Genomic DNA, 26,873 nt, shown 5'->3' on the forward strand with positions numbered 1-26,873 from the left:
TCAGGGCTCCCGGTGACGCTCACGTCAGCGCCCCGATGGCCATGGGCACGCCCCTCGGGACACCGGTGCGCAACTGGAGCGCGAGGGCGACGTCCGTCGCGTCGGGCCGGTCGTGGCCGACGAGATCGGCGACGGTCCAGGCCACGCGCAGCACGCGGTCGAGGCCGCGGGCGGTCAGGACGCCCCGCTCCAGGTTCCGCTCGGCCTCGTCCATCGCCCCGGACACGGCGTACCAGCGGCTGCGCAGCTCACGTCCGGGCACCTCGCTGTTCGTGCGCCACGGAGTGCCGGCGAGGCGCTGCGTGGCGCGCTCCCGCGCCGCCCGTACCCGGTCGGCGACCGTCGCGGTGGACTCGCCTCGCGCGCCGGAGGACGTCAGCTCGGTGCGGGTGACGCGGTCGACCTCCACGCGCAGGTCGACCCGGTCGAGCAGCGGGCCGGAGAGCCGGGCCTGGTAGCGGCGGATCGCCGAGGGCGGGCACTCGCACAGGTCGTCCCGCCGGGAGAACCGGCCGCACGGGCAGGGGTTGGCGGCGAGCACCATCAGGAACTTCGCCGGGAAGCGCACCACTCCCGCGCTGCGCGCGATGACGACATGCCCCGCCTCCAGCGGCTGGCGCAGGGCGTCCAGGGCCTGGCTGCTGAACTCGGGTGTCTCGTCCAGGAAGAGGACTCCCCGGTGGGACAGCGAGACCGCGCCGGGCCGCGCGATGCCCGGGCCGCCGCCGACGAGCGCCTGCATGGTGGCCGAATGGTGCGGGGCGCAGTAGGGGGCGACGTCGATCAGGGGTTTGCCCAGGGGCAGCAGGCCCGCCACCGAGTGGACCGCGGTGACCTCCAGTGACTCCTGCCGGCCGAGCCGGGGCAGGATGGCGGGCAGCCGCTCCGCGAGCATCGTCTTGCCGGCGCCGGGAGGCCCTTCCAGGAACAGGTGGTGTCCGCCCGCCGCGGCCACCTCCACCGCTGTGCGCGCCGAGATCTGCCCGACGACGTCCGCCAGGTCGTGGCCGGGCTCGTGCTGGGCCGCTCCGACGCTGTGCATGCCCGTGGCGGCGCCCGTGCCCGGCATGCGCAGGCCGGCGAGGAGCGGATCCGGGCGGCCCTGCTCGTCCGGATCCTCGTCGGGCACGGGTTCGTCGGCCAGGACGGCGATCAGCTGGCGCAGGCTGCGCACGCCCAGTACGGAGATCCCGGGCACGAGGGACGCCTCGGCTGCGGCGCACTCGGGCACGACCACCTGCTCATAGCCCGCGTTCGCCGCCGCCAGCACCGCGGGCAGGACCCCCCGCACCGGCCGTACGCGCCCGTCCAGCCCCAGTTCGCCGATCATCACGATGTCGGCGAGGACCCGGGGGTCGATGCGCTCGGCCGCGCCGAGAACGGCCGCGGCGACGGCCAGGTCGAAGCCGCTGCCGGACTTGGGGACGGAGGCCGGACTGAGGCCGACCGTGAGTTTCTTCTGGGGCCAGGCCGCGCCCGAGTTGACGACCGCGGCACGCACCCGGTCCCGGCTCTCCGTCAGGCTCTTGTCGGGCAGTCCCACCAGCGTGAACGCCGCGACACCCGGCTCCAGGTCGGCCTGCACCTCGACGACCACGCCCTCGACGCCCACCAGCGCCACCGAACACGTACGGGCGAAGGCCATCAGGCCACCCCCCGCACATGCTCGACCACGGCCGCGCCGCGGGCCGGCAGCAGCACCCCGACCACGTCGATGCGGACCCCGCCGGGCGGCGCGCCCCCGTGCGTCTGGATCCACCGCTCGGCGAGGTCCCGCAGCCGCTCCGCCTTCTGCGGGGTCACGGCGGCCAACGGATGCTCGAAGGGGCCCTCCCTGCGGGTCTTCACCTCGCAGACGACCAGGACGTCCCCATCCCTGGCCACGATGTCGATCTCTCCGGCCCGGCCCGAGCGCCAGTTGCGCTCCAGGACCGTCAGTCCGCTCTCCGCCAGCCGCCGGGCCGCCAGATTCTCTCCGTACCTGCCCATCGCACTGCGTGCGTTCATGTCGGCACCACCTCCGGCGCCAACGATCACGCACCCGCCCCCACGAAGTGGATCTTGGTGGACGGCTCAGCGGTTGTGGATAACTTCGTCACCCACTCGGCAGTTCGAGATCGCTCTTGTTCAGCTCCTCGATGTTCACGTCCTTGAACGTGAGGACGCGGACCTGCTTCACGAACCGCGCCGGCCGGTACATGTCCCACACCCAGGCATCCGCCATGGACACCTCGAAGAACACCTCACCCTGGACCGAGTGCACTTGCATCTCGTAGTCATTGGTCAGGTAGAAGCGCCGCTCGGTCTCGATCACATATTTGAACAGACCGACGACATCGCGGTACTCCCGGTAGAGCTTCAGCTCCATCTCGGTCTCGTACTTCTCGAGGTCCTCGGCGCTCATGGCATGTTCCCCTTCAGCCGTGCGATCCCACCATTGTGCGCCAGTCCCGTGCGCCCCTAGACGATTTCCGGGTCAAGGATCACGGGCCTGGCCGGGGGACCTTCGTCGAGCAGCGTGCGCAGCAGCCCGGCGAGTCTGGTCGGATACACCGTCTCATGTGCCCGGGAAAGTTCCGGACACGTCCACCAGCGCGCTCCGGCGACACTGCGCCGCTCCAGCTCGGTCAGCCCCGCAGCCTCGACCGCCGTACGGTCCGTTCGAGCCAGGTAGTACCACTCGTCCTGGTCCCAGCGGCGGCCCGCGAACGGGAAGGAGCACTTCCGCCGCCACAGCACCGGGCCCAGCTCGACCTCGGTGATGCCCGTCTCCTCGACGAGTTCCCGCAGAGCGGCCTCCTCACGGGTCTCCTCGGCCTCCACACCGCCGCCGGGGGTGAACCACCAGTCGTCGGCCGGATCGTCCGGCTCGTGCCCGTGCAGCAGCAGGATGCGGTCCTGCGGGTCGAGCAGCACGACCCGGGCGACCTTGCGCAGCCCGCCGGCGTAGCCGTCCTGGCCCGCCCCCAGGGCCTCAGCGGACACCGGCGGGCTCCACGCTCGCCCGCCGGGCCCGGGACGCGCCCGTGCGCTTGGCGACGGGCCCGTAGGCACCCCCGCCCAGGACGAGCACGGCGCCGGCGATCACCAGGGCGGTGATGGTCCGCAGCGGTCCGGGCGAGGACAGGGTGCCGAGCGCCTCGAAGCCGGTGGGGCGCTCCAGCATGCCCTTCATGGGCCAGACCACGGAGTCGACGCGGGCGTCCACGGCGGAGCGGGCCACGGTGCCGCTGGCGGCGTCGGTGAGGTGGGCGGTGGAGTCCACGGAGTTGCCCCGCTCGTCACCGAGGAGGAAGAGACGGCCCTTGGGGACAGTCACCGTCGGGAAGTTGCTCATCTCGGCCGGTGTGCCCTTGGGCAGGTACGTCTCGTCGATCTCCTTGCCGTTGACCTTGAGCTTGCCGTCCTGGCAGCAGGCGACCGTGTCGCCGCCGACGGCGACCACGCGCTTGACCATCGGCGCGTTGGCCCAGGTGGCGTCCTTGAAGACGACGACGTCACCGCGGCGCACCTCGCCGCCGTCGACGCGCTGCGCCAGGATCCGGTCGCCGGCGTCGATCGTCGGTGTCATCGAACTGGTGGGCACCGTGTACGGCCGGTAGACCACCGCCCCCCAGGCGAAACCCCCGAGGAACAGCACAAGGCCCAGTGCGACGGCCAGCCCGGACAACCGCTGTCCGGTCCGGCTGCCCACCGGGCCTGTGCCACCGCTGCGCGGGGCCGTGTGCGTCATGCTCTCGCCACCCATGGGTCCGCACCCTACCCGGGGGTACCGACCGGGGTCAGCCCACCGTCGGGATCACTGCTTCCTGCGGCGCCACAGCACCACCGGCACCACACCCAGCAGCGCCGCCGCCTGCGGTGCCACCGCCGGACCGACTGCGGCCGGCTGGGCGCTCAGACCGGGCTGGTCGAAGGTGTCCGGCACCGGCAGGTTGTCCCAGCGGTTGATCGGCCAGGCGACGACGATGGCCCGGCCCACGACGTCCTTCACCGGGACCATGCCGTGGTGCTTGTCCGCCTGGTTGTAGCGGGAGTCCCGGGAGTTCTGCCGGTGGTCGCCCATGACCCAGATGTAGCCCTTGGGAACCTTTACCTTGAATTGACCGCCCTGGTCGTCGACGCTGCACGGCGTGTTGCCCGCGTAGACGTACGACCGCTCGTCCAGCGCCTTGCCGTTGACCGTGAGCGGGCCGGTGGCCTTGCACTCGACCGTGTCGCCGCCGACGCCGACGACCCGCTTGATGAGGTCTTTCTCCTCCGCGGACGGCATGAGGCCGATCCAGCTGAGGAACGTCTGCAGGGCGTTGGGATCCGCCGTCGGCTCGCCCGCCAGCCAGTTGTCCGGGTCGTGGAAGACGACGACCTCGCCGCGCTCGGGCTCGGAGCCGAACCAGGGGGTCAGCTTGTCGACCAGGACGCGGTCGCCCTGCTGGAGGGTGTTCTGCATCGAGTCGGAGGGGATGGAGAACGCCTGCACCAGGAACGTCTTGATCAGCAGCGCGAGCACCAGCGCGATACCGATCAGGATGGGCAGCTCCTTCCAGAAGGAGCGCTGCTTCTTCGGTGTCCTGGCCGTGCCTCCCGGCCCTTCGCCCTCGGCTGTGCCGTACTCGTCTGTCACCCTGTCGCCCTCGGCTGCCCCGGAGTCATTCCCGGAGGTCACGGCGCTGTCCGCGGCCGGGACGGCGGATTGCGCGGGGCGTCCCCGGTGCTCCTCGCCATCGTGTCCGGACCGTGCGCCAACCGCCACATCCCCCACGCCAACTCCTCACTCTGTGCCGCCGCCTGCCCCACACACGACGCAGGCCCACCACTCCCATAACGAGCGGGAGTTCCGCAGGGGTCGGGAGCTGGATCGTTCCGTTCGAATCGTCGGAGGCAACCCTATGCGACAGTTCGGCAGCGGCGGTCGACCCGGTGGCCGAGTCGGACACGGAGGCGTAGGTGTTCGGCTCCTCCAGGGTGCTCCAGTGCCCGAAGGGCCAGGCGATGACCATGGCGCGGCCGACGACCTCTTCCTCGGAGACCGTGCCACCGTAGTCGGTGTCCTGGTGGGCGCGGGAGTCCGCGGAGTTGTTCCGGTGGTCGCCCATCACCCACAGCCGCCCCGGGGGGACGGTGATGTCGAACGGCGTGTCGGACGGGGCGTTGCCGGGGTACAGGTAGTCCTCGTTCAGCGGGATGCCGTTGACGGTCACGCGTCCTTGCGCGTCACAGCACTGGACGCGGTCTCCGCCGACGCCGACGACCCGCTTGATGAGGTCCTTCTCGTTGTCGGACGGCAGCAGGCCGATGAAGGTGAGCCCTTCCTTGACCTGCTTGATGACGATGGGGTCGTCCTTCGGAAGGGTGGTCTGCTCGTCCTGGAGCCAGCCGCCGGGGTCCTTGAAGACGACGACGTCCCCGCGCTGCGGCTTGGAGCCGAACCACGGGGTGAGCTTGTCGACCAGGACGCGGTCGCCGATCTGGATCGTCTGCTCCATGGAGCCGGACGGGATGACGAAGGCCTGGACGAGGAACGTCTTCAGTACGAGCGCTATCAGGACGGCGACGCCGACGAGGAGCGGTATCTCCTTCACGGCACCGCGCCTGCGGCGCCGCTTGACCTTCTTCTGGAGCTTGCGCCGCTCGGCGCGCGTACGGCCGCTGGACGGGGCGGCGGCGCGGCGGGCGCCGGTGGGCAGCAGGTTCTCGGCGGGGCCGGCGGGGACGCCGCGCGGTTTGCCGCGGTTACCCATGGGCGCCCGCCCTTCCGGCGGCGGCAGCGGGCACGCGCGCGTAGGCGTCGGGGCGGTTCAGCCGGGTGGCGTGGCCGAAGGGCCAGACGATCCAGTCGGCGCGGCCGATCACCTCGTCGACCGGGATCATGCCGCCGCCGGGCGAGCCGAGGTGGTCGCGGGAGTCGCTGGAGTCGCCGCGGTGGTCGCCGAGGAGGAACAGGGAGCCGGCGGGCACGACGACGTCGAAGGGCACGGTGGAGGGGCTGTCGCCGGGGTACAGGAAGCCCGACTCGTCGACCGGCCGGCCGTTCACCTGGATCCTCCCCTCCTCGTCGCAGCAGACCACGTGGTCTCCCCCCACGCCGACAACGCGTTTGATGTAGTCCGCGTGCCCGAAGTACCCGGTCCCGTCGAACACGACGATGTCTCCCCGCTGCGGCTCGGCTCCGAAACGGTACGCCAACTTATTTACGAGAACCCGGTCCCCGATCCTCAATCCCTGTTCCATGGATCCGCTGGGGATCTGGAAGGGCCGCAGCACGAACGTGCTGAGCAGCAGCAGGAAAAGCGGGCAGGCCAGCAGTGTCAGGGTGATCCGGCCGCCCGGGACCCACTCGGTGACACGCGACAACGCGAAACGCGACCGGTCCTCCGGCCCTCCGGGACCCGAGGTGTCCTCGGAATCGGAAGGGCGGGAGGAGCGGTCGCGCTCCGTCGGCTGAGCTTCGGTGTCCATCGGAGCCAGATGCTATCCGGCCCCGATGTGAACTCCTCAGAGCGCTCAGTTCTCGCGCTTCTCCTTGATCTTCGCGGCCTTGCCGCGCAGCTCGCGGAGGTAGTACAGCTTGGCGCGGCGGACGTCACCCTTGGTGACGAGCTCGATCTTCTCCACGATCGGGGTGTGCACCGGGAAGGTGCGCTCGACGCCGACGGAGAAGGAGACCTTGCGGACCGTGAAGGTCTCGCGGACGCCGGCACCCTGGCGGCGGATCACCACACCCTTGAACTGCTGCACACGGGAGCGGTTGCCCTCGATGACGCGGACGTGCACGTTGACCGTGTCGCCCGGGCGGAAGGCGGGGACGTCGGTGCGCAGCGACGCGGAGTCGACGGTGTCGAGCAGGTGAGACATTTCGTCTGCTTTCCTCGCTGATGCCACAGGTCATCAACGGAAACTAGGTTTTTCGGATTCAGAGCTGTGCGGGTCGGAGCGGGCGTCGTCTCCCCCTGTGGCAGGGGCGCGCGCCGGACGGACGCACAACAGCTGGCTATTCTTCCACGCCGTCGGTCCTGCGCCAAAATCGGCCGTACGGCTCCCCCGCCGGATCCGGCGCCCAGCCCAGGATGGACAGCATCTCGCGGTCCTTCTTGTCGAAGACCTTGGGGTCGCACCGCTCGATGAGGTCGGGCCGGTGGGCGGTGGTGCGCTTCAGGGCCTCGTCCCGCCGCCAGCGGGCGATCTTCCCGTGGTGGCCGCTGAGCAGCACGTCGGGGATGTCCCGGCCGCGCCACTCGGGCGGCTTGGTGTACACGGGCCCCTCCAGCAGGCTCGCCATGGCGCCGGGTGCGAAGGAGTCGTCGCGGTGGGACTCGGCGTTGCCCAGGACGCCGGGCAGCAGGCGCGCCACGGCCTCCGTGACGACGAGGACCGCCGCCTCGCCACCGGCCAGGACGTAGTCGCCGATGGACACCTCGTACACCGGCATCCGCGTCGCGTACTCCTCGACGACGCGCCGGTCGATGCCCTCGTAGCGGGCCGGCGTGAAGATCAGCCAGGGCCGCTCGGAGAGGTGGACGGCGAGCTCCTGGGTGAAGGGGCGGCCGCTGGGTGTGGGCACGATGAGGGCGGGGGCGTGGGAGCCGTTCTCGTAGCCGTCGGCCAGGACGGAGTCCAGCGCCTCTCCCCAGGGCTCGGTCTTCATGACCATGCCGGGGCCGCCGCCGTAGGGCGTGTCGTCGACGGTGTTGTGGCGGTCGTGGGTCCAGGAACGCAGGTCGTGGACGTGGACGTTCAGCTGTCCACGCGCGCGTGCCTTGCCGACGAGGGAGACGTTCAGCGGTTCCAGGTACTCGGGGAAGATCGTGACGACGTCGAGACGCATTACGACTCTTCCCCGCGGGCGGCCTCTTCCCCGTCGGCGGTCTCTTCCCCACCGGCGGTCTCTTCCCGGCTGGACGCGATCTCCGCGCGGTCGTCGATCAGGCCCGGCGGCGGGGTGATGACGGCCTTCTGCTCCTCCAGGTCGATCTCGGCGACGATCTCCTCGACGAAGGGGATCATCACCTCGCTGCCGTCGGGGCGCTCCACGATGAACAGGTCCTGGGTGGGCAGGTGCGAGATCTCCGTGATCCGGCCGACCTCCGTGCCGTCCGCGGTGACCACGTCGAGGTCGATCAGCTGGTGGTCGTAGTACTCGCCCTCGCCCTCGGGCAGTTCCTCCGGGTCGATCTCGGCGATCAGGAGGGTGTTGCGCAGGGCCTCGGCCCCCGTGCGGTCGCTGACGCCCTCGAAGCGCAGCAGGAGACGGCCGCTGTGGACGCGGCCCGTCTCGATGGTGAGGGGTCCCGCGGCGGCGGGATCGGTGGCGAGTACGGCGCCGGGGGCGAGCCTCAGCTCAGGCTCGTCGGTCCGTACCTCGACGGTGACCTCGCCCTTGATGCCGTGGGCGCGGCCGATCCGTGCGACTACCAACTGCACGTGTCCAGTCTCCTGTCATACGACTGCGGGCCGGGGACGGCCCTCAGGCCGTCCCCGGCCCGAGCCGGTTGCGATAAGCGTCAGCGGACGTGGTCCACGTCGACGAGGTCGACGCGGACACCGCGACCGCCGATGGCGCCCACGACGGTACGCAGGGCGCGTGCGGTGCGGCCGTTGCGGCCGATCACCTTGCCGAGGTCGTCCGGGTGGACCCGGACCTCGAGCACCCGCCCGCGGCGCAGGTTGCGCGAGGCGACCTGCACATCGTCAGGGTTGTCGACGATGCCCTTCACGAGGTGCTCGAGAGCCTCCTCGAGCATGCTCAGGCCTCGGTCGAAGCGGACTCGGCGCCGGCCTCGTCCTTCTTCTCAGCCTTCTTCTTCTGGGTGATCGCCTCACCCTTGCCCTCGTCGTCACCGCCGAGAGCCTCGAACGACGGGCGCGCAGCCTTCTCGGGCGCCGTCAGCAGCGGAGCCGGGGCGGGCTCGCCCTTGAACTTCTGCCAGTCGCCGGTCTTCTTGAGGATGGCCTTCACGGGCTCGGTCGGCTGGGCGCCGACACCGAGCCAGTACGCCACACGCTCGGCGTCGACCTCCATCACCGACGGGTTGTACGTCGGGTGGTACTTGCCGATCTCCTCGATCGCACGACCGTCACGACGGGTACGGGAGTCGGCGACGACGATGCGGTAGTGAGGCGAACGGATCTTGCCCAGACGCTTCAGCTTGATCTTGACTGCCACGGGAGTGGGTTCTCCTGGATTTGACGTGGTTGGGCACGGCGAGATGGCCGCGTGGGGTTGCGGTACCCGAGTGCCCGATGGACGCGTCAGCCGGAGGAGAGAGGGGTCCTGTGCGGCTGTCGAGTACAGCTAGCCATTGTGCCACACCCCGCCGGGCGGCTTTGACCGCGGGGTTCGCCGCGGCTCGGGGCAGGCCGAAGGGGCACCCGGCGTGGAGGTGAAGTACGTCGGGTGCCCTGCCCTGCGGTGGCGGTGCTGTCCCGACCGGCAGCCACGAGATGCCGGTGCGGACGTCAGCCGGCCACCGCTCCCACCACGTCCGGGATCCGGAACGGCTTGCCGCAGCCGCCGCAGACGATCGGCGCCTGGGCGAGGACCGACGGCACGACGCGTACGTTGCGGCCGCAGTCGCAGACCGCCTTGACGCGGACGCCGCCGCCGGAGGAGCCGTGCCGGGCGGCCGGGCCCCGGAAGGTGCGGGAGGTGTCGGAGGAGGTCGCGGCCGTATGGGCCTTCAGGGCGCGCTGGAGGCGCTCCATCGTCGGGCGATAGCGGCGCTTCGCCTCGGGGGTGAGCGTGACCAGGGAGAAGCCGCTGCTGGGATGCGGTTCCTCGGGGTGGTCCAGGCCCAGCTCCTCGGCGATCGCGAGGAATCTGCGGTTGTGGTAGCGGCCGGCACGGGAGGTGTCGCGGACGCCGCGGGCGGCGGCGATGCCATGGACTGCCTCATGGAGCAGTCGCTCGAAGGAGAGCTCGTGCCCGCACGCGGACGACGACTCCCCGATCAGGGACTCTGGCGCGGCAAGGTCGGGCAGCTCGGGGTGGTACCGCTGGATGTCGGCCCACGCCTGTGCCAGCTCTGCGGCGAGAACAGGTGGTGTCTGTGTCGTGCTCACGTAATGACAACGAGCCGGGGTGCCCCAGTGTTCCGATTCCGGGGCATCCCAAATAATTTGCACGTACCCGTCAGTTGCCTCTGATGCGTCCCGACGAGGGCGGGTGCGCTGATCTGTGGAGAAGCCTCACAGCTCACCACAAGGTGGTGCGTAGTCCCGCGTACGCCCCGGCGCGTAGAGCATGTACGCGCCGGGGGCTTTGAGGTCCGCGGTTACGCAAGAGGCATTTCGGTCGCTCGCGCCCCACTCAGTCAGCGCGTGCCGCGACTCAGTAAGCGCGCGCGACGACCGCGACGTTACCGGGTGCGTCGTCGGCGTCCGGCACCGACCCGTCCTCGGCGACCAGACACCGTACGGTCGCCGCGTGGTCGGCCAGCTTGGCCTCGCCCTCCTCGCCGAGCACCGCCCACGGGATGCGCGCCCAGCCGCCCGCGCCGGCCACCTCGACCGCCTCGTCGATCGTCGAGACCTCGCTGGTGCGAGACTCCCGGCGCTCCCGGGACTGCTTGAGCAGCAGGGCCTGGTCCGCTTCGAGGACCTGCGGCAGCAGCGACACCAGGGCGTCCAGCGAGACCGGCTCCTTGCCTCCCGGGATGCGGCGGGCCAGCATCGCGGTGCCGTTCTCCAGGTCGCGCGGGCCGATCTCGATCCGGACCGGCACGCCCTTGAGCTCCCAGTCGACGGCGCGGCGGCCGAAGGGGGTGTCGGTGCGGTCGTCCACGTGGACGCGGATCCCGGCCGCCTTCAACCGGTCGCCGAGCTCGCGGACCTTGGCCAGAACCGCCTCGTCGCCCTTGATCGCGAGCACCACGGCCTGGGTCTGCGCCAGCCGCGGCGGGACGCGCAGGCCGTTGTCGTCGCCGTGCATCATCACCAGGGCACCGATCATGCGGGTGGTGGAACCCCAGGAGGTCTGCCAGACCAGCTCCTGCCGGCCGTCCTTCGACAGGTACTGGGTGTTGAAGGCCTTGGCGAAGTTCTGGCCCAGTTCATGGCTGGTGGCCATCTGGAGGGCCTTGCCGTCGCCCATCATGCCTTCGAGCGTGAGGGTGTTGATGGCACCGGCGAACCGCTCCTTGACGGTCTTGCGGCCGGGGACGACGTCCATCGCGAGGACGTTCACCATGAAGTCCTCGTAGACCTTCCGGTGAATGTGCGCGGCGAAATCGCGCGCCTCCTCGTACGTGGCGTGCGCGGTGTGGCCCTCCTGCCAGAGGAACTCGGTGGTGCGCAGGAACAGACGGGGCCGCAGCTCCCAGCGCACGACGTTCGCCCACTGGTTGATGAGCAGCGGCAGGTCGCGGTAGCTCTGGACCCACTTCGAGAAGTAGTCGTTGATGATCATCTCGGAGGTGGGCCGGACCACGGCGGGCTCTTCGAGTTCCTTGCCGCCGCCGTGCGTGACCACGGCCAGCTCGGGCGCGAAGCCCTCGACGTGGTCCGCCTCGCGCGTGAGGTACGACTGCGGGATCAGGAGCGGGAAGTACGCGTTTTGAGTGCCCGTCTCCTTGATGCGGGCGTCCATCTCGCCCTGCATCCGCTCCCACAGCCCGTATCCGTACGGTCGGATGACCATGGTGCCGCGCACCGGACCGTTGTCGGCGAGCTCCGCCTTGGTGATCAAGTCCTGGTACCAGCGCGGGAAATCGTCCGCCTGGGGGGTGAGAACGGGTGTCTTGGCCATGGCGAGATCGTACGGGCCCACGTTGCCGGAATGTGAAATCTCGCCATAGGCACATGACAACTCATATGCCGTGCCGCTTTCCACTGGACGACAGGTCGAGGGGGGAGTTTCCTGGCATACGGGGGTAGTGCGAGCGCACTGTCACGGGGGCCATGGAATCGGGCAAGAGGCAACTCTCGGCGGATTGGGGCGCTTACTTATGACACCTACGCTCGTGCGGCAGCACCTGCCTCACGCGGGGTCCGCACCCCGCGTGGACCTGCGTGCACGCGCGCGTGACTGGTCCGAAATCCAGGAGCGGATGCTCGTACCGCTCTACGAGGCCGTCTACGAGCGACTGGACGTGGGTCCCGCGACGCGGCTGCTCGGCCTCGGCTGCGGTTCCGGACTCGCCCTGCTGATGGCCGCCGCCCGGGGAGCGGCGGTCACCGGTGTCGACGCTTCCCCCGAAAGAATGGCCCTCGCACGGGAGCGACTGCTGCCCGAGGGCGGGGCCGGGCGCGCGCGTGACGGCAACCGGCTGGTCGACGGCTCGCCCCGGGACACGGCACGGCCGGGCGCTCCGGCGTACACCCTGGTGACCGCCTTCGAGCCGATCGGGTGTCTGGCGGGCGACTCGGACGGGCTGGGCGGGCTGCTCGCGGAGGCGACGCCGCTGGCGGGTCGCGGAGCGGCCGTGGTGCTGGCCGGCTGGGGTCCGCCGGAGCGGTGCGCGACGACGTCCGTGCTGCGGGTCGCCACCAAGCTGGCGGAGCCGCTGCGCAGCGCGGGCAGCTGGCGCCCCGCCCTGCGCGACGACCTGGAGGACGTCGCCCAGCGGGCCGGTCTCAGGCCGGACGGGTCGGGGCGGGTGGCGTGCCCCTTCGGGTACGCCGATGTGGACAGCGCGGTGCGCGGGCTCAAGTCGACGGGGCTGTTCGACGCGGCGATCACGGCGACGGACCAGGTGCAGGTGGACAAGGAGCTGACCGAGGCTCTGCATCCGCACCAGCGGCCGGACGGGACGGTGTGGATGCCGAACGTGTTCCGGTATCTGATCGCCCGGACGCCGTGACGTGATCGCCCGGACTCCTTAGCGAACAGATCTTCAGTGCAGGTGTGAATGGTGTGAAGAAAGCACCATGGCGTGCTTCTGGTTTCCCCAAGTGGATCATGAACGCTTAATGTGATCCACCGCTCGGGGAACCTACACATCTGCATACAGGAGCTGTTGTGCCGCACCACAAGACCGCGCTGCGTCTCGTCGCGCCCGTCGCCGTCCTCGCTCTGGCGCTCACCGCCTGCGGTGGCGGCGGCGACAAGGCCGACGCGAAGAGCCCGGACACCGAGAAGGCCAAGGTCTTCCCTTCGCCGGAGCCGTCTTCCGGCGGCGACATGGAGACCGGCGAGAGCGCCACGGGCAAGGTCGCGGAGGACCCGGGCGAGGTCACCTACGAGGTCGTGGCACAGAAGGTCGACGTGGGCACCGAGGCGGAGGCGGCCAAGGCCGTCTCGCAGCCGGACAAGGTCAAGGGCAAGGTGCTGGCCGTCGCCCACGTGAAGTACACGCACAAGGGTGGCCCCGCCCTGACCGACGGAACCGACGTGGACGACGGCACCACGGTCTTCGCCGACGGACAGCGCGGCACCATCCTCATCGGCGCGTCCGAGGACGCGACGGGCTGCGAGGATCCGTACGACGTCGAGAGCTGGAAGAAGGGTGAGAGCCACGTCTTCTGCGAGACGTACGTGATCCCGGCGAACGCCAAGAGCGTCGAGGTCCACTGGTCCGAGGAGGACGGCGAGCCTTACATCTGGAAGTTCCCGAACGCCTGACCGGGCAGGCCGTCGACGAACCACCGACAGACCACCGAGGGCGCCCCCTTTCGAAAAGGGGCGCCCTCGGTGTCGTGCGGTACGGGCCGTCAGCCCATGAACTTCTTGAACTCGTCGGGGAGTTCGAAGTCCTTGGCGCCCTGCTGCGGCAGCCCGAAGGCGCCTCCGCCCTCGGCGGCGGCCGCGCGCCGGGCGGCGGCCTCCTGCTCCTGCTGCTTGCGCTTCATCGGGTTGCCGGAGCGCTGCTTGCCCTTGGCCTGCTTCTGCTTCTTCTTCGCCCGGCCGGGTCCGCCGCCCATGCCCGGCATCCCGGGCATCCCGGGCATGCCGCCGCCCTGGGCCATGCGGGACATCATCTTGCGGGCCTCGAAGAACCGCTCGACCAGGTTCTTCACCGCGCTGACGTCGACACCGGAACCCCGAGCGATGCGGGCGCGGCGCGAGCCGTTGATGATCGTCGGCTCCTGGCGCTCGGCCGGGGTCATCGACTTGATGATGGCGGCCGTGCGGTCGACGTCCCGCTCGTCCAGGTTGTTGATCTGGTCCTTCATCTGGCCCATGCCCGGGAGCATGCCGAGCAGCTTGGAGATGGAGCCCATCTTCCTGACCTGCTCCATCTGGGCCAGGAAGTCGTCGAGGGTGAAGTCCTGTCCCTTCTTGGAGGCCAGCTTCTCGGCCATCTTCTGGGCTTCGGCCTGGTCGAAGGTCTTCTCCGCCTGCTCGATCAGGGTGAGCAGGTCACCCATGTCGAGGATGCGGGAGGCCATCCGGTCCGGGTGGAAGGCGTCGAAGTCGTCGAGCTTCTCGCCGTTCGACGCGAACATGATCGGCTTGCCGGTGATCTGCCGGATCGACAGGGCGGCACCACCGCGGGCGTCACCGTCGAGCTTGGAGAGCACCACGCCGTCGAAGCCGACGCCGTCGCGGAAGGCCTCGGCGGTGTTGACCGCGTCCTGACCGATCATCGCGTCGACGACGAACAGGATCTCGTCGGGGCTGACCGCGTCCCGGATGTCCGCAGCCTGCTGCATCATCTCCTGGTCGATGCCCAGGCGGCCGGCGGTGTCCACGATCACGATGTCGTGGACCTTGGACTTGGCGAACTCGATCGAGTCCTTGGCGACCTTGACCGGGTCACCGACGCCGTTGCCCGGCTCCGGCGCGTAGACGCTGACGCCCGCGCGCTCGGCGACGACGCTGAGCTGGTTCACGGCGTTCGGGCGCTGGAGGTCACAGGCGACCAGCAGCGGCGAGTGGCCCTGCTCCTTCAGCCAGCGGCCGAGCTTGCCCGCGAGGGTGGTCTTACCGGCACCCTGCAGACCCGCCAGCATGATCACGGTGGGCGGCTGCTTGGCGAAGCGCAGACGCCGGGTCTCGCCACCGAGGATGGTGACCAGCTCGTCGTTGACGATCTTGAGAACCTGCTGGGCAGGGTTCAGCGCCCGCGAGACCTCTGCGCCGAGCGCGCGCTCCTTGACGTTCTTGATGAACGTACGGACGACCGGCAGCGCCACATCCGCCTCGAGGAGCGCGATCCGGATCTCGCGCGCCGTGGCGTCGATGTCCGCCTCGGAGAGCCGTCCCTTGCCGCGCAGGTTCTTGAAGGTCGCTGAGAGGCGATCGGAAAGAGTATCGAACACGGCGCTCGCGGTCCTCGGGGTCGGAGACAGACTGGGGAATCGCCCTCCAGGGTATCCCGGCGTGACAAGTCGCCGGGTCGCCCTCACCCACGCAGTGTCTCCTCCAGCTTCCGCGCCACCGACTCGGCCTCGTCACCGGGCAGCGGCACGCCCTTCGGACCGGTCACGTAGAAGGCGTCGACGGCGTTGGCGCCGAGGGTCGAGACGTGCGCGCTGCGCACCAGTACGCTCGCGTCCTCCAGGGCGCGGCCGATGCGGAACAGCAGGCCCGGGGCGTCCTGGGAACGGACCTCGATGACGGTGGCCAGCCGGGAGGCGGCCGGGTGGACCGACACCCGGGGCGGCGGGGCCACCACGCCCCGGCGGCGCGGATAGGCCGCGTCCCGTTCGGCGAGACGGCCGGCGATGTCCAGGGAGCCGTCCAGCGCCCGCACGAGGTCGGCGCGCAGGCGGGCGGCCTGCGGCAGGGAGCCGTACTCGGCGGCGACCCGCCAGTCCAGCAGCAGGACCGAGCCGTCGACGCCGTCCGGGAGGGTCAGGGACCGCAGCTCCGCCGTCCGTACGGTCAGCCGGTGCATGGCGAGGACACCGGCCACCGCGGGCAGCACACCCGGCTGGTCGGGGACGGCGATGAGCAGCTCCACGCCGAGCGGCTCGGGGTCGCCGGAGGGTTCCTGCCCGGCGGGCGGTTCGGTCTGGGCCCGCAGGGAGAGGACCGGGCTGCCCGTCGCGACCGCCTCGATGGCGAGCCGCTCCTGCTCGGCGGTCGGGGCGGCGTCCTCGGGATCGTCCGGGGCGTCCCCGGCGAGCACCGCCGAGACGCGCTCGACCAGGTCGGCGACGAGCGAGCCGCGCCAGGACGACCAGGCGGCCGGGCCGGTGGCCAGGGCGTCGGCCTCGGTGAGCGCGTGCAGCAGTTCCAGGGTGCTCTGGGAGCCGACGGCCTCGGCGACCGAGCGCACGGTGGCCGGGTCCTCCAGGTCGCGCCGGGTGGCCGTCTCGACGAGCAGCAGGTGATGGCGGACGAGGGTGGCGACGACCGTCACGTCGTGGCGGTCGAAGCCGATGCGGGCGGCCACGTCCTTGGCGATGATCTCGCCGGCCACCGAGTGGTCGCCGGGCCAGCCCTTGCCGATGTCGTGCAGCAGCGCGGCGACCAGCAGCAGGTCGGGGCGGCTGACACGGCGGGTGAACTCGGAGGCGCGCACGGCGGTCTCGATGAGATGCCGGTCGACGGTCCACAGGTGCACGGCGTTGCGCTGCGGGCGGCACCGCACCCGCTCCCAGTCGGGCAGCAGCCGCGTGATCAGCCCCTCGGCCTCCAGCGCCTCCCAGACCTCGATGGTCGGTCGGCCGGAGCCGAGCAGGGTGACGAGCTGTTCGCGCGCCTCGGCGGGCCAGGGCGTGGGCAGCGGGCGCACGGTGGCCGCCATGCGCCGTACGGCGTGCAGGGACAGCGGGAGTCCGGCCTGGGCCGCCGCGGCTGCGGCGCGCAGCGGCAGCACGGGATCGCGCTCGGGGCGTGCGGCGCGGGCGAGCACCACCTCGCCGTCCTGCTCCACGACGCCTTCCGCCAGCGGAGAACGCTCGGCGGTCGGCTTCCCGCCGCCCAGCATGGCGCGCAGCCGGGGCCGCACGGCGCGCGACCGCAGTACGCGCCCCACCTCACGCCAGGTGACGTCACTGGCGTACGAGATGAGCCGCGCCGCTTCGTAGACCTGCCGCAGCAGCGTGTCCGCGTCGAGCAGGCCGAGCTCGGCGGCCACCTGGTCCTGCTCCTGGAGGGCGAGCCGGTCGGTGGCCCTCCCGGTGGCCAGGTGCAGGGCGTCCCGTACGTCGAGGAGCCGGCGCCGGGCGTCGGCGAGGCCCTCGCGCGGGGCGTCGGCGAGCCAGGAGGCGGCGACGGCACGCAGCGCGGTGGCGTCGCGCAGCCCGCCGCGGGCCTCCTTCAGATCGGGTTCCAGGAGGTACTGCAGCTCGCCCTGGCGCTCGGCGCGTTCGGCGCACAGTTCCTGGAGTTCGGGGAGGCGTTTGGGCGCCTGGTTGCGCCAGTCGGCCAGCACGGCCGTACGGAGCCCGGCGGTGAGGCCGAGGTCACCGGCGAGGTGCCGGGCGTCCAGCAGGCCGAGCTGGACCTTGAGGTCCTCCCCCGCGGTCTTGCGGGCCTCGGCGGGCGTGCGGACCGAGTGGTCGAGGGCCAGGCCCAGGTCCCACACCGGGTACCAGAGCCGGTCGGCGAGGGCGGCGACCGCCTTGGCGTCGCTGCCGTCGTGCAGCAGGAGCAGGTCGAGGTCGCTGCGCGGGGAGAGCTCGCCGCGGCCGTAGCCGCCGACGGCGACCAGGGAGACTCCGCGCAGCCCTTCCGCGCCCGCGGCGAACAGGCCGGTGAGCCAGTCGTCCGTGAGGTCGGCCAGGGCCGCACGGCGCGGCGGCCCGGACCGCGCCTCCTCGGTGAGGAGACGCAGCCGGGCCGCCGCGTAGCCGCTGGGTCCCGAATCCTCTGCTTCCTTCTGCACGTCCGTACCCGTCACCCAGCGACTCCTGTTCTGTTTGCCTGCCTCAGAGCGCGTCGGGGCCGCGCTCGCCGGTCCGGACCCGTACGGCCGTGTCGACCGGGATGGACCAGACCTTGCCGTCACCGATCTTGCCGGTGCGGGCCGCCTTGACCACGACATCGATCAGCTGCTCGGCGTCGTCGTCCTCGACCAGGACCTCGATGCGGATCTTCGGGACCAGGTCGACCGTGTACTCGGCACCGCGGTAGACCTCGGTGTGGCCCCGCTGACGACCGTAGCCGCTGGCCTCGGTGACCGTCAGGCCGTGCACTCCGAAGGCCTGGAGGGCTTCCTTGATCTCGTCGAGCCGGTGCGGCTTCACGACGGCGGTGATGAGCTTCATGCGTCCACCTTCTTGCTCTCGGCTCCGGCCACGGCGGCCGCGACGGCGGCGGTCTTGGCGGCACCGCCACCGGCGCCGCTGAAGTCGTATGCGGTCTCGGCGTGCTCGGCCTGGTCGATGCCGGCGATCTCGTCGTCCTCGGGGACCCGCATACCGATGGTCTTGTCGAGGATGAAGGCGAGGATCGCGGAGACGATCAGCGAGTAGGCGAGCACCGCGAAGACACCGGCGCACTGCTTCCAGAACTGGGTCAGGCCGCCGCCGTAGAAGAGGCCCGCGACGTCGGACTGGCCGTGGCCGCTGGCGAAGAAGCCGATCAGCAGGGAGCCGACGACACCGCCGACCAGGTGGACGCCGACGACGTCGAGCGAGTCGTCGTAGCCGAACTTGTACTTCAGGCCGACGGCCATGGCGCACAGCACACCGGCGATGACGCCGACGGCGATCGCGCCGAGCGGGCTGACCGCGCCACCGGCCGGGGTGATGGCGACCAGACCGGCGACGGCGCCGGAGGCGGCACCCAGCGTGGTGAACGCGCCGTGGCGGATCTTCTCGTAGGCGAGCCAGGCCAGCATGGCGGCGGCGGTGGCGACCTGCGTGTTGACGAACATCAGCGCGCCGACGCCGTCGTCGTTGCCGAGCCACGAGCCGGCGTTGAAGCCGAACCAGCCGAACCACAGCAGACCGGCACCGAGCATGACCAGCGGCAGGCTGTGCGGACGCATCGGGTCGCGCTTGAAGCCGACGCGCTTGCCGATGACCAGGATCACGCCGAGCGCGGCGGCGCCGGCGTTGATGTGGACCGCCGTACCACCGGCGAAGTCGATCACACCCAGCTCGAAGGCCCAGCCGCCGGCGCCCCAGACCCAGTGCGCGACCGGGAAGTAGACGACCGTGGCCCACAGCGTGATGAACAGCGCCCACGCGCTGAACTTCACGCGGTCGGCGAGGGCACCGCTGATCAGGGCGGGCGTGATGATCGCGAACATCAGCTGGAAGACCAGGAACACGAAGACCGGGATCGTGTAGCCGTCCCACAGCTGGGTCAGGCCGATGTTGCTGAGGCCGACCCAGTCGGAGTTCCAGCCGATGAGGCTGCCGGAGTCGGTGCCGAACGCCATGGAGAAGCCGTACAGCACCCACAGGATGGTGACGATCCCGAGGCTGATGAAGCTCATCATCAGCATGTTCAAGGTGCTCTTGACGCGGACCATGCCTCCGTAGAAGAAGGCCAGGCCCGGGGTCATGAGCATCACCAGGGCGGAACAGATGAGCATGAACCCTGTGTTGGCGGCAGACAGCTTGGGTGCTTCTGCGGCAAGGGTGATGGCTGGTGCCATCGGCGTCTCCTCGTCGTTGGTACGGCCCCGTGCGGGCGAAGCCTCGAGCGGAATGAGGGGTGGGCCGGTTATGCGCCACGAGATTGGCGCAGCGCGGTTTCGGTGGAAGCCCCTCGTTGTTTCGCCGCCGTGACGAAGGCGCTCTGTGTGTTACGCCTCGATGAACTGCCGGATGGCGGGCGCGTCGATCGTTATCGTGACGCAATCTTCCGCGAGGAAGCAGGTCCGGCCGCGGTCGGCCTTCCGATGACCTGGCATGGGGGAGCCGAGTCGGGCAGTTCGGGAGGGCCGGCCGCGGCCGGGGTTCAGGGTGTGGGCGGATTCTCGGAGGAGGGCAGCTCAGACCGCCTCTGCCGTCTCGGGCAGCTCGGCGGCGAGCCGCTCGGTGAGGTCGACGACCTCGCCCAGGTCGCCGAAGTCGCGTGCGGCCGTGTCGACCGTCTTTCGAATACGAGTGTTGACCCGCTCGGAGCGGACCTTCTTGGCGACCTGCATGGCCTGGGAGGCGTAGACCGTGCACTGCTCGGGCTCGCGCTGGAGGAGGTTGACCGTGGCCATGCCGATCAGGTTCAGCGCGTACGACCGCTGGTGCTCGCCGTCCTCGGCGAAGAGCTCCACGGCCCGCTTCATCAGGGGCTCGGCCAGTGAGGCGTACGTCGGGCTGCGGCCGGCGACATAGGCCAGGTCGCGGTACGAGTGCGAGTTCTCGCCGTACAGCTCGGCCTCGGAGAAGAAGCGGATCCAGTCGGGGTCGGGCTCGTCCCACTCGTCGGCCTCGGCGAAGATGTCCTCGGCCATCCGGACCGCCCGCTTGCACTTGCCGGGCTGGCCCATGTTGGCGTAGGCGCGGGCCTCCATCGCATACAGCATCGACTGGGTGCGCGGGCTCGCGCAGTCCCGGCTGCCGTACTGCGCGAGGTGGATCAGCTCCAGCGCGTCGTCGGGCCGGCCGAGGTGGATCATCTGGCGGCTCATGCTGGACAGCACGTAGGAGCCGAGGGGCCGGTCACCGGCCTCCTTGGCGGCGTGCAGCGCGAGGACGAAGTACTTCTGCGCGGTCGGCTGGAGCCCGATGTCGTACGACATCCAGCCGGCCAGCTCGGCGAGCTCGGCGGCGACCTTGAACAGGCGCCGGGTGGTGGCCTCGGGCTGGGGCTCCTGGAGGAGGTCCGTCACCTCGTGGAGCTGGCCGACGACCGCCTTGCGGCGCAGGCCGCCGCCGCACTGGGCGTCCCACTGCCGGAACATCACCGTCGTGGACTCCAGGAGGTCCAGCTCCGGCTTGGAGAGCCGGCCGCGGGCCCGCCCGGAGGCGCCGGCCGCGGGGTCCGGCTCGGAGCGCGGGGCCGGGGGCGAGGGGACGAGCCAGCGCTGCATGGGCTCGATGAGGGCCGGGCCCGCAGACAGCACCAGCGAGCTCCCGAGGAAGCCGCGCCGCGCCAGCATCAGGTCGCTGCGCGAGAACTCGCTGAGCAGGGCCACGGTCTGCGGGCCCGTCCACGGCAGGTCGACGCCGGTCGCGGAGGGTGACTGGCGCGCGGTGCGCAGCCCCAGGTCCTCGACGGAGACGACCACGCCGAAGCGCTCCGAGAACAGCTCGGACAGGATCCTGGGGATCGGCTCGCGGGGGTTCTCGCCGTCGAGCCAGCGGCGCACGCGCGAGGTGTCCGTGGAGATGTGGTTGGCGCCCAGCTGGCGGGCCCGGCGGTTCACCTGGCGGGCCAGCTCGCCCTTGGACCAGCCGCTGCGCACGAACCAGGAGGTGAGCAGCTCGTTCGGGCGCTTGTCAGCGTGTGCAGCGTTTGTCCCGCTTCCGCCGTTGCCGCTCACTGGAACGCCCCCATCCCTGAGACCACTTGTCGCCGAGTGCGCCAAGCCCTATCAGCATGCCGGTTCGTACGGCCGTCCGTCCGGCCCTTGTCACCCTTCGAACGGAATACCGACTTGCCTCCGGCATACCCACGAGTGCATGTGCCCCCAGGACTCGTGCACACAAAGTAATCCTACGATCACCCGTCCAGCCACGCCTCACACGGAAACGCCACCATTCGCCACCCCTTCGAATGAACTCACGTGCGCACGACCGCGATTCACTTGACACAGCACAACCAGGAGCGGGTGCAGCGATGCACTCAGGGGCGCGTGTCGCCGGGCACACCACCCTGGCCACTTCCGGGCGCGGCGTGAACCGGTCGTCGCCGGGAAGGCGGAAACAGAGAGTCACGCATCGCGTCCGCAGCGTAACTACCGGCGCGTCGGACCCGTTGGAGGGGGCATGGGCTTCACGATCGGCATCAGCCGGGGCATGCGCGACATCCGGTCCGGCTCACGCCGCCGCGGTCGCACGTCGGACGTCACGGCCGTGGCCGAGTACACCGGACTGTGGGGCTGGGACGTGGTGCCGGGGGCCCGGGCCGCCGCAGGCGCCTGCTCCTGCGGCCGCCGTGACTGTCCGGCGCCGGGCGCGCATCCCCTGGACTTCGCGCCGGTGATCCCCGCCGGGGCGACGCTGGACGACGTGACCGAGATCTGGGGCGAGTTCCCCGGCGCCTCGGTGATGCTGCCGGTCGGCCGGGCGTTCGACGTCATCGAGGTGGCCGAACCCGCCGGCTGCCGTGCACTCGCCCGGCTGGAGCGCATGGGCCTGCCCGTCGGCCCGGTCGCGGCGACGCCGGACGGCCGCGCCCACTTCCTCGTCGCCCCCGGCGCCGCCGCCGACCTGCCCGGCCTGCTCTACCGCATGGGCTGGGACGACCCGGCCGCCCTCGACCTGCGCGGCCTCGGCCCCGGCGCGCACATCACGGCGCCGCCCTCCGACCGCGGCGGTCTCGGCCCGGTGCGCTGGCTGCGCTCCCCCGCCCTGGACTCGGCCTCCCGGCCACCGGAGGCCCGCCTGGTGCTGGGCACGCTGGCGTACGTGGCACACCGGTCACGCGCCTAGCCACAGCAGGGACGGACACGGCGAAGCGCCCGGCCCGACGGTGTGTCGGGGCGGGCGCTTCGCTGCCGCATACGACCTTCCGGATACGGCTGCCGGGCGGATGCCGCAGCTCACTCTCCGATAAGAGCGTCAACGAACGCCTCCGGCTCGAACGGCGCCAGGTCGTCCGCGCCCTCTCCGAGCCCGACCAGCTTCACCGGGACACCCAGCTCGCGCTGGACCGCGACCACGATGCCGCCCTTGGCCGTGCCGTCCAGCTTGGTGAGGACGATGCCGGTGATGTCGACGACCTCGGCGAAGACCCGGGCCTGGACCAGGCCGTTCTGCCCGGTGGTGGCGTCGAGCACGAGCAGCACCTCGTCCACCGGGGCCTGCTTCTCCACGACCCGCTTGACCTTGCCGAGCTCGTCCATGAGGCCGGTCTTGGTGTGCAGCCGGCCGGCGGTGTCGATGAGCACGACGTTCGCGCCCATCTCCTTGCCCTCCTTGACCGCGTCGAAGGCGACGGAGGCCGGGTCGCCGCCCTCCGGTCCGCGCACGGTGTGGGCGCCGACGCGCTCGCCCCAGGTCTGGAGCTGGTCGGCGGCGGCGGCCCGGAAGGTGTCGGCGGCGCCGAGCACGACGCTCTGGCCGTCGGCCACCAGGACACGGGCGAGCTTGCCGGTGGTGGTGGTCTTGCCGGTGCCGTTGACGCCGACGACCATCACGATGCCGGGCTTGCGATCCTCCGGCTCGGTCTTGACCGCGCGGTCCATGTCCGGGCCGACCAGCGTGATCAGTTCCTCACGCAGCAGGGTGCGCAGCTCGTCGGGGGTGCGGGTGCCGAGCACCTTCACGCGCTCGCGCAGGCGCTCGACCAGTTCCTGGGTGGGCTGCACGCCGACGTCGGCGGTGAGCAGCGTGTCCTCGATCTCCTCCCAGGTGTCCTCGTCGAGGTGCTCGCGCGACAGCAGGGTCAGCAGGCCCTTACCGAGAGCGTTCTGCGAGCGGGAGAGCCGGGCCCGCAGCCGGACCAGGCGGCCCGCGGTGGGCTCCGGGATCTCGATCCCGGGAGCCTCGGCGGGCGGCTCCTCGACGACGACCGGAGCCGAGCCGTCCGGGAGATCCACCTCCTCTATCGTGCGCCGCGGTTCCTCCCGCGGCGTCTCGGCCTCGTCGCCGACGTGCGGCTCGGCCGGTGGGGCGGTGATGTCGGGCGCTGCGGGCGGGGGCGGGGGCAGCTGCTTCTTGCGCCGGCTGCCGACGATGAGCCCGCCGAGCGCGCCGAGCACGACCACGGCGATGACTACAGCAAGGATGACGATGTCCATAACGCGTCCAGTATCAGTCATGGGGCCCCGGGTCACGCGGCTTGTGCCGCCCTCCCGTCGCCAGGGCCGCCGGAACTCCACACCCCTGGATGTCTGACGCCCCGTCAGCTAACGTCCTCCGGACACCCGCCCGGTGAAGGGAGACGTCCCATGCCCGTCTCGGTCGTACGCTTCAACCTCGTCGCTCCCGGGGCCGCCCCCGCCGAGCTCGGCGCCCGCTACCGGGCGGCCCTGGAGATGGCCTCGTACGCCGACGACCGGGGCGTGACCACCGTGCAGACCGAGGAGCACCACGGGGCCGGCAACAACTGGCTGCCGTCGCCGTTCGCCTTCGCGGGGGCCGTCTTCGGCGCGACCCGGCGTGTCGCGGTCACGGTCTCGGCGGTCATCGGCCCGCTGCACGACCCGCTGCGGCTCGCCGAGGAGATCGCCGTGCTGGACCTGCTGAGCGGCGGCCGGCTGGTGACGGTCGCCGGGATCGGGTACCGGCCCGAGGAGTACGACCTGTTCGGCGTGGACTTCGCCCGGCGCGGGCGGCTCCAGGACGAGCTCCTGGAGACACTGCTGAAGGCGTGGACGGGCGAGCCCTTCGCCTTCCGGGGCCGCACGGTCCGCATCACCCCGCGTCCGTACACCGAACCGCACCCCCTGCTCCTGGTCGGTGGCTCCTCCAAGGCGGCCGCCCGCCGGGCCGCCCGGCTCGGCCTGCCGTTCTTCCCCAGCGCGCATCTGCCGGAGCTGGAGGCGTACTACAAGGAGCGGCTCACCGAGTACGGCACCGACGGCTGGGTGATGATGCCCGCCGCCGAGACACCGCTGCTGCATGTCGCCGAGGACCCGGACCGGGCCTGGGCCCAGTACGGGGAGCACTTCCTGCACGAGGCGCGGACGTACGCCTCCTGGCAGTCGGGCGGGGTGCGCTCGGCAGTGAAATCAACGGCGACGACGGTCGGGGATCTGCGCGCGGAGGGCGTGTACCGGATCCTCACGCCGGACGCGTGCGTGGCGCTGGGCCTGGACTCCTACGTGCTGCATCCGCTCGCGGGCGGGATGCCGCTCGACGAGGGGTGGCGCAGTCTGCACCTGTTCTGCGAGCAGGTGCTGCCGCGGCTGGCGGCCTGACGTGCCCGATATCCGCTGGAACGGCGTCCGCAGTCGGTGATGCACTGCATGCATGACCTTGGCGGTGGATGTGTTCGTGCGCGACGCGAACGGCGAGTGGCGGGTCCTCGACGTCCCGGAAGGGTGCGACGACTCGGCCGGCTTCGAGGCCTGGCGCCGGACGGTGTGGGGTTCGGAGGCGGTGCGCTCGCTGGGCGCCCGTCATCTTCCGGTCCTGGCCGAGGACGACCTGTTCGTCTAGCCCGGCGAGGTGCCCGGCTTCCTGCGGGAGGTGGCACTGCTGCGGGCGAACCTCGATCTGATCGCCGCCACCACCGAGCGGCCGCGCGGCATCGCGGAGCGCCGGCACCAGCTCGAGTCACGGCTGCGGAACATCGAGGCGACCGCTCTGCGCGCCCTGGACAGTGGTGCCGGCGTCCTGATCTGGTGAACGACGGACCGCCGCCCCGGCTCGGGCAGTGGCCGAACCGGGGCGGCGGCGGGTTACGGGGAGAGGGGCAGCGGGGACTTTGGCCCTCCTCCCCGAGTGTGCGGGACGGGCTCAGCCCATCTCCTCCAGCGCCTTGCCCTTCGTCTCCTTGACGAACTTCAGGACGAACGGGATGGAGAGCGCGGCGAAGACCGTGTAGATCACGTAGGTCGCGGAGAGGTTCCAGTCGGCCAGCGACGGGAAGCTCGCGGTGATCGCCCAGTTGGCGATCCACTGCGCGGCGGCGGCCACGCCCAGGGCGGCGGCGCGGATCTTGTTCGGGAACATCTCGCCGAGGAAGACCCAGACGACCACACCCCAGGACAGGGCGAAGAAGAGGACGAAGACGTGCGCGGCGATCAGGGCGATCCAGCCCTGCGTGGCGGGCAGCTTGCCGTCGACCAGGTGGTGCGAGAACGCCCAGGCCTCCAGCGCCAGGCCGACGACCATGCCGACCGAGCCGATGATCGCGAGCGGCCGGCGGCCGATGCGGTCGACGAAGATCATCGCGATGACGGTGCCGACGATGTTGATGATCGACGTGGTGAAGGAGTAGAAGAACGAGTCCGTCGGGTCGACGCCGACCGACTGCCACAGCGTCGAGGAGTAGTAGAACGCGACGTTGATGCCGACGAACTGCTGGAAGACCGACAGGCCTATGCCGATCCAGACGATCGGCTTGAAGAAGAAGCTGCCGCCGAGCAGGTCCTTGAAGCTGGACTTGTGCTCGCTCTTCATGGCGTGCTCGATCTCGGTGACACGGGCGTCCAGGTCGACGTCCTTGCCCTCGACCTCGGTGAGGATCTCCCGGGCGCGCTCGTGCTTGCCGACGGAGATGAGGAAGCGCGGGGACTCCGGGATGACGAAGGAGAGCAGCCCGTAGAGGACGGCCGGGACGACCATGACGCCGAGCATGACCTGCCAGGCCTCCAGCCCCATCAGCTTGCCGCGCTGGTCGCCGTCGGCGGCGTTCAGCACACCCCAGTTGACCAGCTGCGACACGGCGATGCCGATGACGATCGCGGCCTGCTGGAAGGAGCCGAGACGGCCGCGGTAGGCGGGCGGGGCGACCTCGGCGATGTAGGCCGGGCCGATCACGGAGGCCATGCCGATGGCGAAGCCGCCGACGACGCGCCAGAAGGCGAGGTCCCACAGCGCGAAGGGCAGGGCCGAGCCGACGGCGCTGACCGTGAAGAGGACGGCGGCGATCTGCATGCACCGGATGCGGCCGATGCGGTCGGCGATGCGGCCGGCGGTCGCGGCGCCGACGGCGCAGCCGATGAGGGCGATGGCGATGACCTGGGCGAGGGCTGCGGAGCCGACGTCGTAGCGGTCCCGGATGGCCTCGACGGCGCCGTTGATCACGGAACTGTCGTAGCCGAAGAGGAAACCACCCATCGCGGCTGCCGCCGCGATGAAGATGACATGCCCGAGATGCTCGGGATGAGCCGCCCTGGCTCCGGACTTGGGTGCCTGCGCTGTGCTGGTCACGTGTACTCCTCGGGCCACCGGCAACGCTGCCGGAGCGAATCAGCCTTCGAGGTGCCACCGGAAGGTACCTGAAGGTAAAAGGAACGTTGCCGAGACTATGCCTT

28 protein-coding genes are annotated in these 26,873 nt (G+C 70.8%); 6 read left to right on the forward strand and 22 right to left on the reverse strand.

The genetic code is table 11. The features are described from left to right. Nucleotides 1–19: 19 nt before the first annotated feature. The 15 genes from ABZ192_RS20500 to proS all read right to left on the reverse strand — a co-directional run bounded on the left by ABZ192_RS20500 (nucleotide 20) and on the right by proS (nucleotide 11,743). On the reverse strand, nucleotides 20–1,645 hold the full coding sequence (locus tag ABZ192_RS20500) for a YifB family Mg chelatase-like AAA ATPase (RefSeq protein ID WP_356925872.1): 1,626 nt from the start codon (nucleotides 1,643–1,645) through the stop codon (nucleotides 20–22). Then, the gene (locus ABZ192_RS20505; protein ID WP_356925873.1) at nucleotides 1,645–2,037 is read right to left on the reverse strand and encodes a YraN family protein; all 393 of its coding nucleotides are present in this window, start codon (nucleotides 2,035–2,037) and stop codon (nucleotides 1,645–1,647) included. Before ABZ192_RS20505 ends, ABZ192_RS20500 begins: the two co-directional genes overlap by 1 nt. A gap of 58 nt (nucleotides 2,038–2,095) precedes the next feature. Next, on the reverse strand, nucleotides 2,096–2,404 hold the full coding sequence (locus ABZ192_RS20510; protein WP_003993268.1) for a DUF2469 domain-containing protein: 309 nt from the start codon (nucleotides 2,402–2,404) through the stop codon (nucleotides 2,096–2,098). Nucleotides 2,405–2,460: 56 nt separating this feature from the next. Then, a complete protein-coding gene (locus tag ABZ192_RS20515) occupies nucleotides 2,461–2,985 on the reverse strand; it encodes an NUDIX hydrolase (RefSeq protein ID WP_356925874.1) in 525 nt (174 codons plus the stop codon). Then, on the reverse strand, nucleotides 2,975–3,748 hold the full coding sequence (gene lepB, locus ABZ192_RS20520; protein WP_356925875.1) for a signal peptidase I: 774 nt from the start codon (nucleotides 3,746–3,748) through the stop codon (nucleotides 2,975–2,977). The genes ABZ192_RS20515 and lepB (ABZ192_RS20520) overlap by 11 nt, the downstream gene beginning before the upstream one ends. Before the next feature lie 51 nt (nucleotides 3,749–3,799). After that, a complete protein-coding gene (gene lepB, locus ABZ192_RS20525) occupies nucleotides 3,800–4,762 on the reverse strand; it encodes a signal peptidase I (protein WP_356925876.1) in 963 nt (320 codons plus the stop codon). Next, nucleotides 4,650–5,741: a signal peptidase I gene (lepB, locus tag ABZ192_RS20530; protein WP_356925877.1), complete on the reverse strand. Its 1,092-nt coding sequence runs from the start codon at nucleotides 5,739–5,741 to the stop codon at nucleotides 4,650–4,652. The genes lepB (ABZ192_RS20525) and lepB (ABZ192_RS20530) overlap by 113 nt, the downstream gene beginning before the upstream one ends. Beyond that, on the reverse strand, nucleotides 5,734–6,459 hold the full coding sequence (gene lepB, locus ABZ192_RS20535) for a signal peptidase I (protein WP_356925878.1): 726 nt from the start codon (nucleotides 6,457–6,459) through the stop codon (nucleotides 5,734–5,736). Before lepB (ABZ192_RS20535) ends, lepB (ABZ192_RS20530) begins: the two co-directional genes overlap by 8 nt. Before the next feature lie 45 nt (nucleotides 6,460–6,504). Next, a complete protein-coding gene (gene rplS / locus ABZ192_RS20540) occupies nucleotides 6,505–6,855 on the reverse strand; it encodes a 50S ribosomal protein L19 (RefSeq protein ID WP_356925879.1) in 351 nt (116 codons plus the stop codon). A 136-nt stretch (nucleotides 6,856–6,991) separates the two neighbouring features. Further along, a complete protein-coding gene (gene trmD, locus ABZ192_RS20545) occupies nucleotides 6,992–7,825 on the reverse strand; it encodes a tRNA (guanosine(37)-N1)-methyltransferase TrmD (protein ID WP_356925880.1) in 834 nt (277 codons plus the stop codon). Then, nucleotides 7,825–8,421, reverse strand: a complete 597-nt coding sequence (gene rimM, locus ABZ192_RS20550; RefSeq protein WP_356925881.1) for a ribosome maturation factor RimM — start codon at nucleotides 8,419–8,421, stop codon at nucleotides 7,825–7,827. Before rimM ends, trmD begins: the two co-directional genes overlap by 1 nt. Before the next feature lie 80 nt (nucleotides 8,422–8,501). Next, entirely contained in the window at nucleotides 8,502–8,741 is a 240-nt protein-coding gene (locus tag ABZ192_RS20555; protein ID WP_003973401.1) for an RNA-binding protein, read from the reverse strand. Between the two features lie 2 nt (nucleotides 8,742–8,743). Beyond that, entirely contained in the window at nucleotides 8,744–9,163 is a 420-nt protein-coding gene (gene rpsP, locus ABZ192_RS20560) for a 30S ribosomal protein S16 (RefSeq protein WP_356925882.1), read from the reverse strand. Between the two features lie 293 nt (nucleotides 9,164–9,456). Continuing rightward, a complete protein-coding gene (locus tag ABZ192_RS20565; RefSeq protein ID WP_020270731.1) occupies nucleotides 9,457–10,059 on the reverse strand; it encodes a hypothetical protein in 603 nt (200 codons plus the stop codon). 268 nt (nucleotides 10,060–10,327) lie between these two features. Beyond that, nucleotides 10,328–11,743: a proline--tRNA ligase gene (gene proS / locus ABZ192_RS20570; RefSeq protein ID WP_356925883.1), complete on the reverse strand. Its 1,416-nt coding sequence runs from the start codon at nucleotides 11,741–11,743 to the stop codon at nucleotides 10,328–10,330. A gap of 199 nt (nucleotides 11,744–11,942) precedes the next feature. Between proS and ABZ192_RS20575 the strand changes: the two genes are divergently transcribed. Further along, entirely contained in the window at nucleotides 11,943–12,797 is an 855-nt protein-coding gene (locus ABZ192_RS20575) for a methyltransferase domain-containing protein (protein ID WP_356925884.1), read from the forward strand. Nucleotides 12,798–12,955: 158 nt separating this feature from the next. Then, entirely contained in the window at nucleotides 12,956–13,558 is a 603-nt protein-coding gene (locus ABZ192_RS20580) for a hypothetical protein (RefSeq protein WP_356925885.1), read from the forward strand. Between the two features lie 89 nt (nucleotides 13,559–13,647). On the opposite strand, the gene ffh is transcribed toward ABZ192_RS20580, so the two are convergent. From ffh to ABZ192_RS20605, 5 genes are all read right to left on the reverse strand, one after another. Then, nucleotides 13,648–15,198 (reverse strand): signal recognition particle protein, encoded by a 1,551-nt coding sequence (gene ffh, locus ABZ192_RS20585; RefSeq protein ID WP_356925886.1) that lies wholly within the window; start codon nucleotides 15,196–15,198, stop codon nucleotides 13,648–13,650. An 83-nt stretch (nucleotides 15,199–15,281) separates the two neighbouring features. Beyond that, the gene (locus ABZ192_RS20590) at nucleotides 15,282–17,729 is read right to left on the reverse strand and encodes a [protein-PII] uridylyltransferase (RefSeq protein ID WP_356925887.1); all 2,448 of its coding nucleotides are present in this window, start codon (nucleotides 17,727–17,729) and stop codon (nucleotides 15,282–15,284) included. A gap of 28 nt (nucleotides 17,730–17,757) precedes the next feature. Next, the gene (locus ABZ192_RS20595; RefSeq protein WP_003993253.1) at nucleotides 17,758–18,096 is read right to left on the reverse strand and encodes a P-II family nitrogen regulator; all 339 of its coding nucleotides are present in this window, start codon (nucleotides 18,094–18,096) and stop codon (nucleotides 17,758–17,760) included. Then, nucleotides 18,093–19,436 (reverse strand): ammonium transporter, encoded by a 1,344-nt coding sequence (locus tag ABZ192_RS20600; protein ID WP_356925888.1) that lies wholly within the window; start codon nucleotides 19,434–19,436, stop codon nucleotides 18,093–18,095. Before ABZ192_RS20600 ends, ABZ192_RS20595 begins: the two co-directional genes overlap by 4 nt. Nucleotides 19,437–19,775: 339 nt before the next feature. After that, on the reverse strand, nucleotides 19,776–21,266 hold the full coding sequence (locus ABZ192_RS20605) for a hypothetical protein (protein WP_356925889.1): 1,491 nt from the start codon (nucleotides 21,264–21,266) through the stop codon (nucleotides 19,776–19,778). Nucleotides 21,267–21,711: 445 nt separating this feature from the next. On the opposite strand from ABZ192_RS20605, the gene ABZ192_RS20610 reads away from it, so the two are divergent. Next, complete coding sequence (locus tag ABZ192_RS20610) at nucleotides 21,712–22,377, forward strand: bifunctional DNA primase/polymerase (protein WP_356925890.1); 666 nt, start codon at nucleotides 21,712–21,714, stop codon at nucleotides 22,375–22,377. Between the two features lie 110 nt (nucleotides 22,378–22,487). Here ABZ192_RS20610 and ftsY read toward each other — a convergent pair whose 3' ends face one another. Beyond that, the gene (ftsY, locus tag ABZ192_RS20615; protein WP_356925891.1) at nucleotides 22,488–23,687 is read right to left on the reverse strand and encodes a signal recognition particle-docking protein FtsY; all 1,200 of its coding nucleotides are present in this window, start codon (nucleotides 23,685–23,687) and stop codon (nucleotides 22,488–22,490) included. 150 nt (nucleotides 23,688–23,837) lie between these two features. Between ftsY and ABZ192_RS20620 the strand changes: the two genes are divergently transcribed. The 3 genes from ABZ192_RS20620 to ABZ192_RS20630 are packed head-to-tail and all read left to right on the forward strand — an operon-like array spanning nucleotide 23,838 to nucleotide 25,239. Further along, the gene (locus tag ABZ192_RS20620; protein ID WP_356925892.1) at nucleotides 23,838–24,809 is read left to right on the forward strand and encodes an LLM class flavin-dependent oxidoreductase; all 972 of its coding nucleotides are present in this window, start codon (nucleotides 23,838–23,840) and stop codon (nucleotides 24,807–24,809) included. 52 nt (nucleotides 24,810–24,861) lie between these two features. After that, complete coding sequence (locus ABZ192_RS20625; RefSeq protein ID WP_356925893.1) at nucleotides 24,862–25,050, forward strand: hypothetical protein; 189 nt, start codon at nucleotides 24,862–24,864, stop codon at nucleotides 25,048–25,050. Between the two features lie 9 nt (nucleotides 25,051–25,059). Beyond that, nucleotides 25,060–25,239: a hypothetical protein gene (locus tag ABZ192_RS20630; protein WP_356925894.1), complete on the forward strand. Its 180-nt coding sequence runs from the start codon at nucleotides 25,060–25,062 to the stop codon at nucleotides 25,237–25,239. 111 nt (nucleotides 25,240–25,350) lie between these two features. On the opposite strand, the gene ABZ192_RS20635 is transcribed toward ABZ192_RS20630, so the two are convergent. Continuing rightward, the gene (locus tag ABZ192_RS20635) at nucleotides 25,351–26,769 is read right to left on the reverse strand and encodes a sugar porter family MFS transporter (RefSeq protein ID WP_356925895.1); all 1,419 of its coding nucleotides are present in this window, start codon (nucleotides 26,767–26,769) and stop codon (nucleotides 25,351–25,353) included. Nucleotides 26,770–26,873: the final 104 nt, after the last annotated feature.

This window comes from Streptomyces sp. NPDC006235, assembly GCF_040613735.1.
GTDB lineage: Bacteria > Actinomycetota > Actinomycetes > Streptomycetales > Streptomycetaceae > Streptomyces.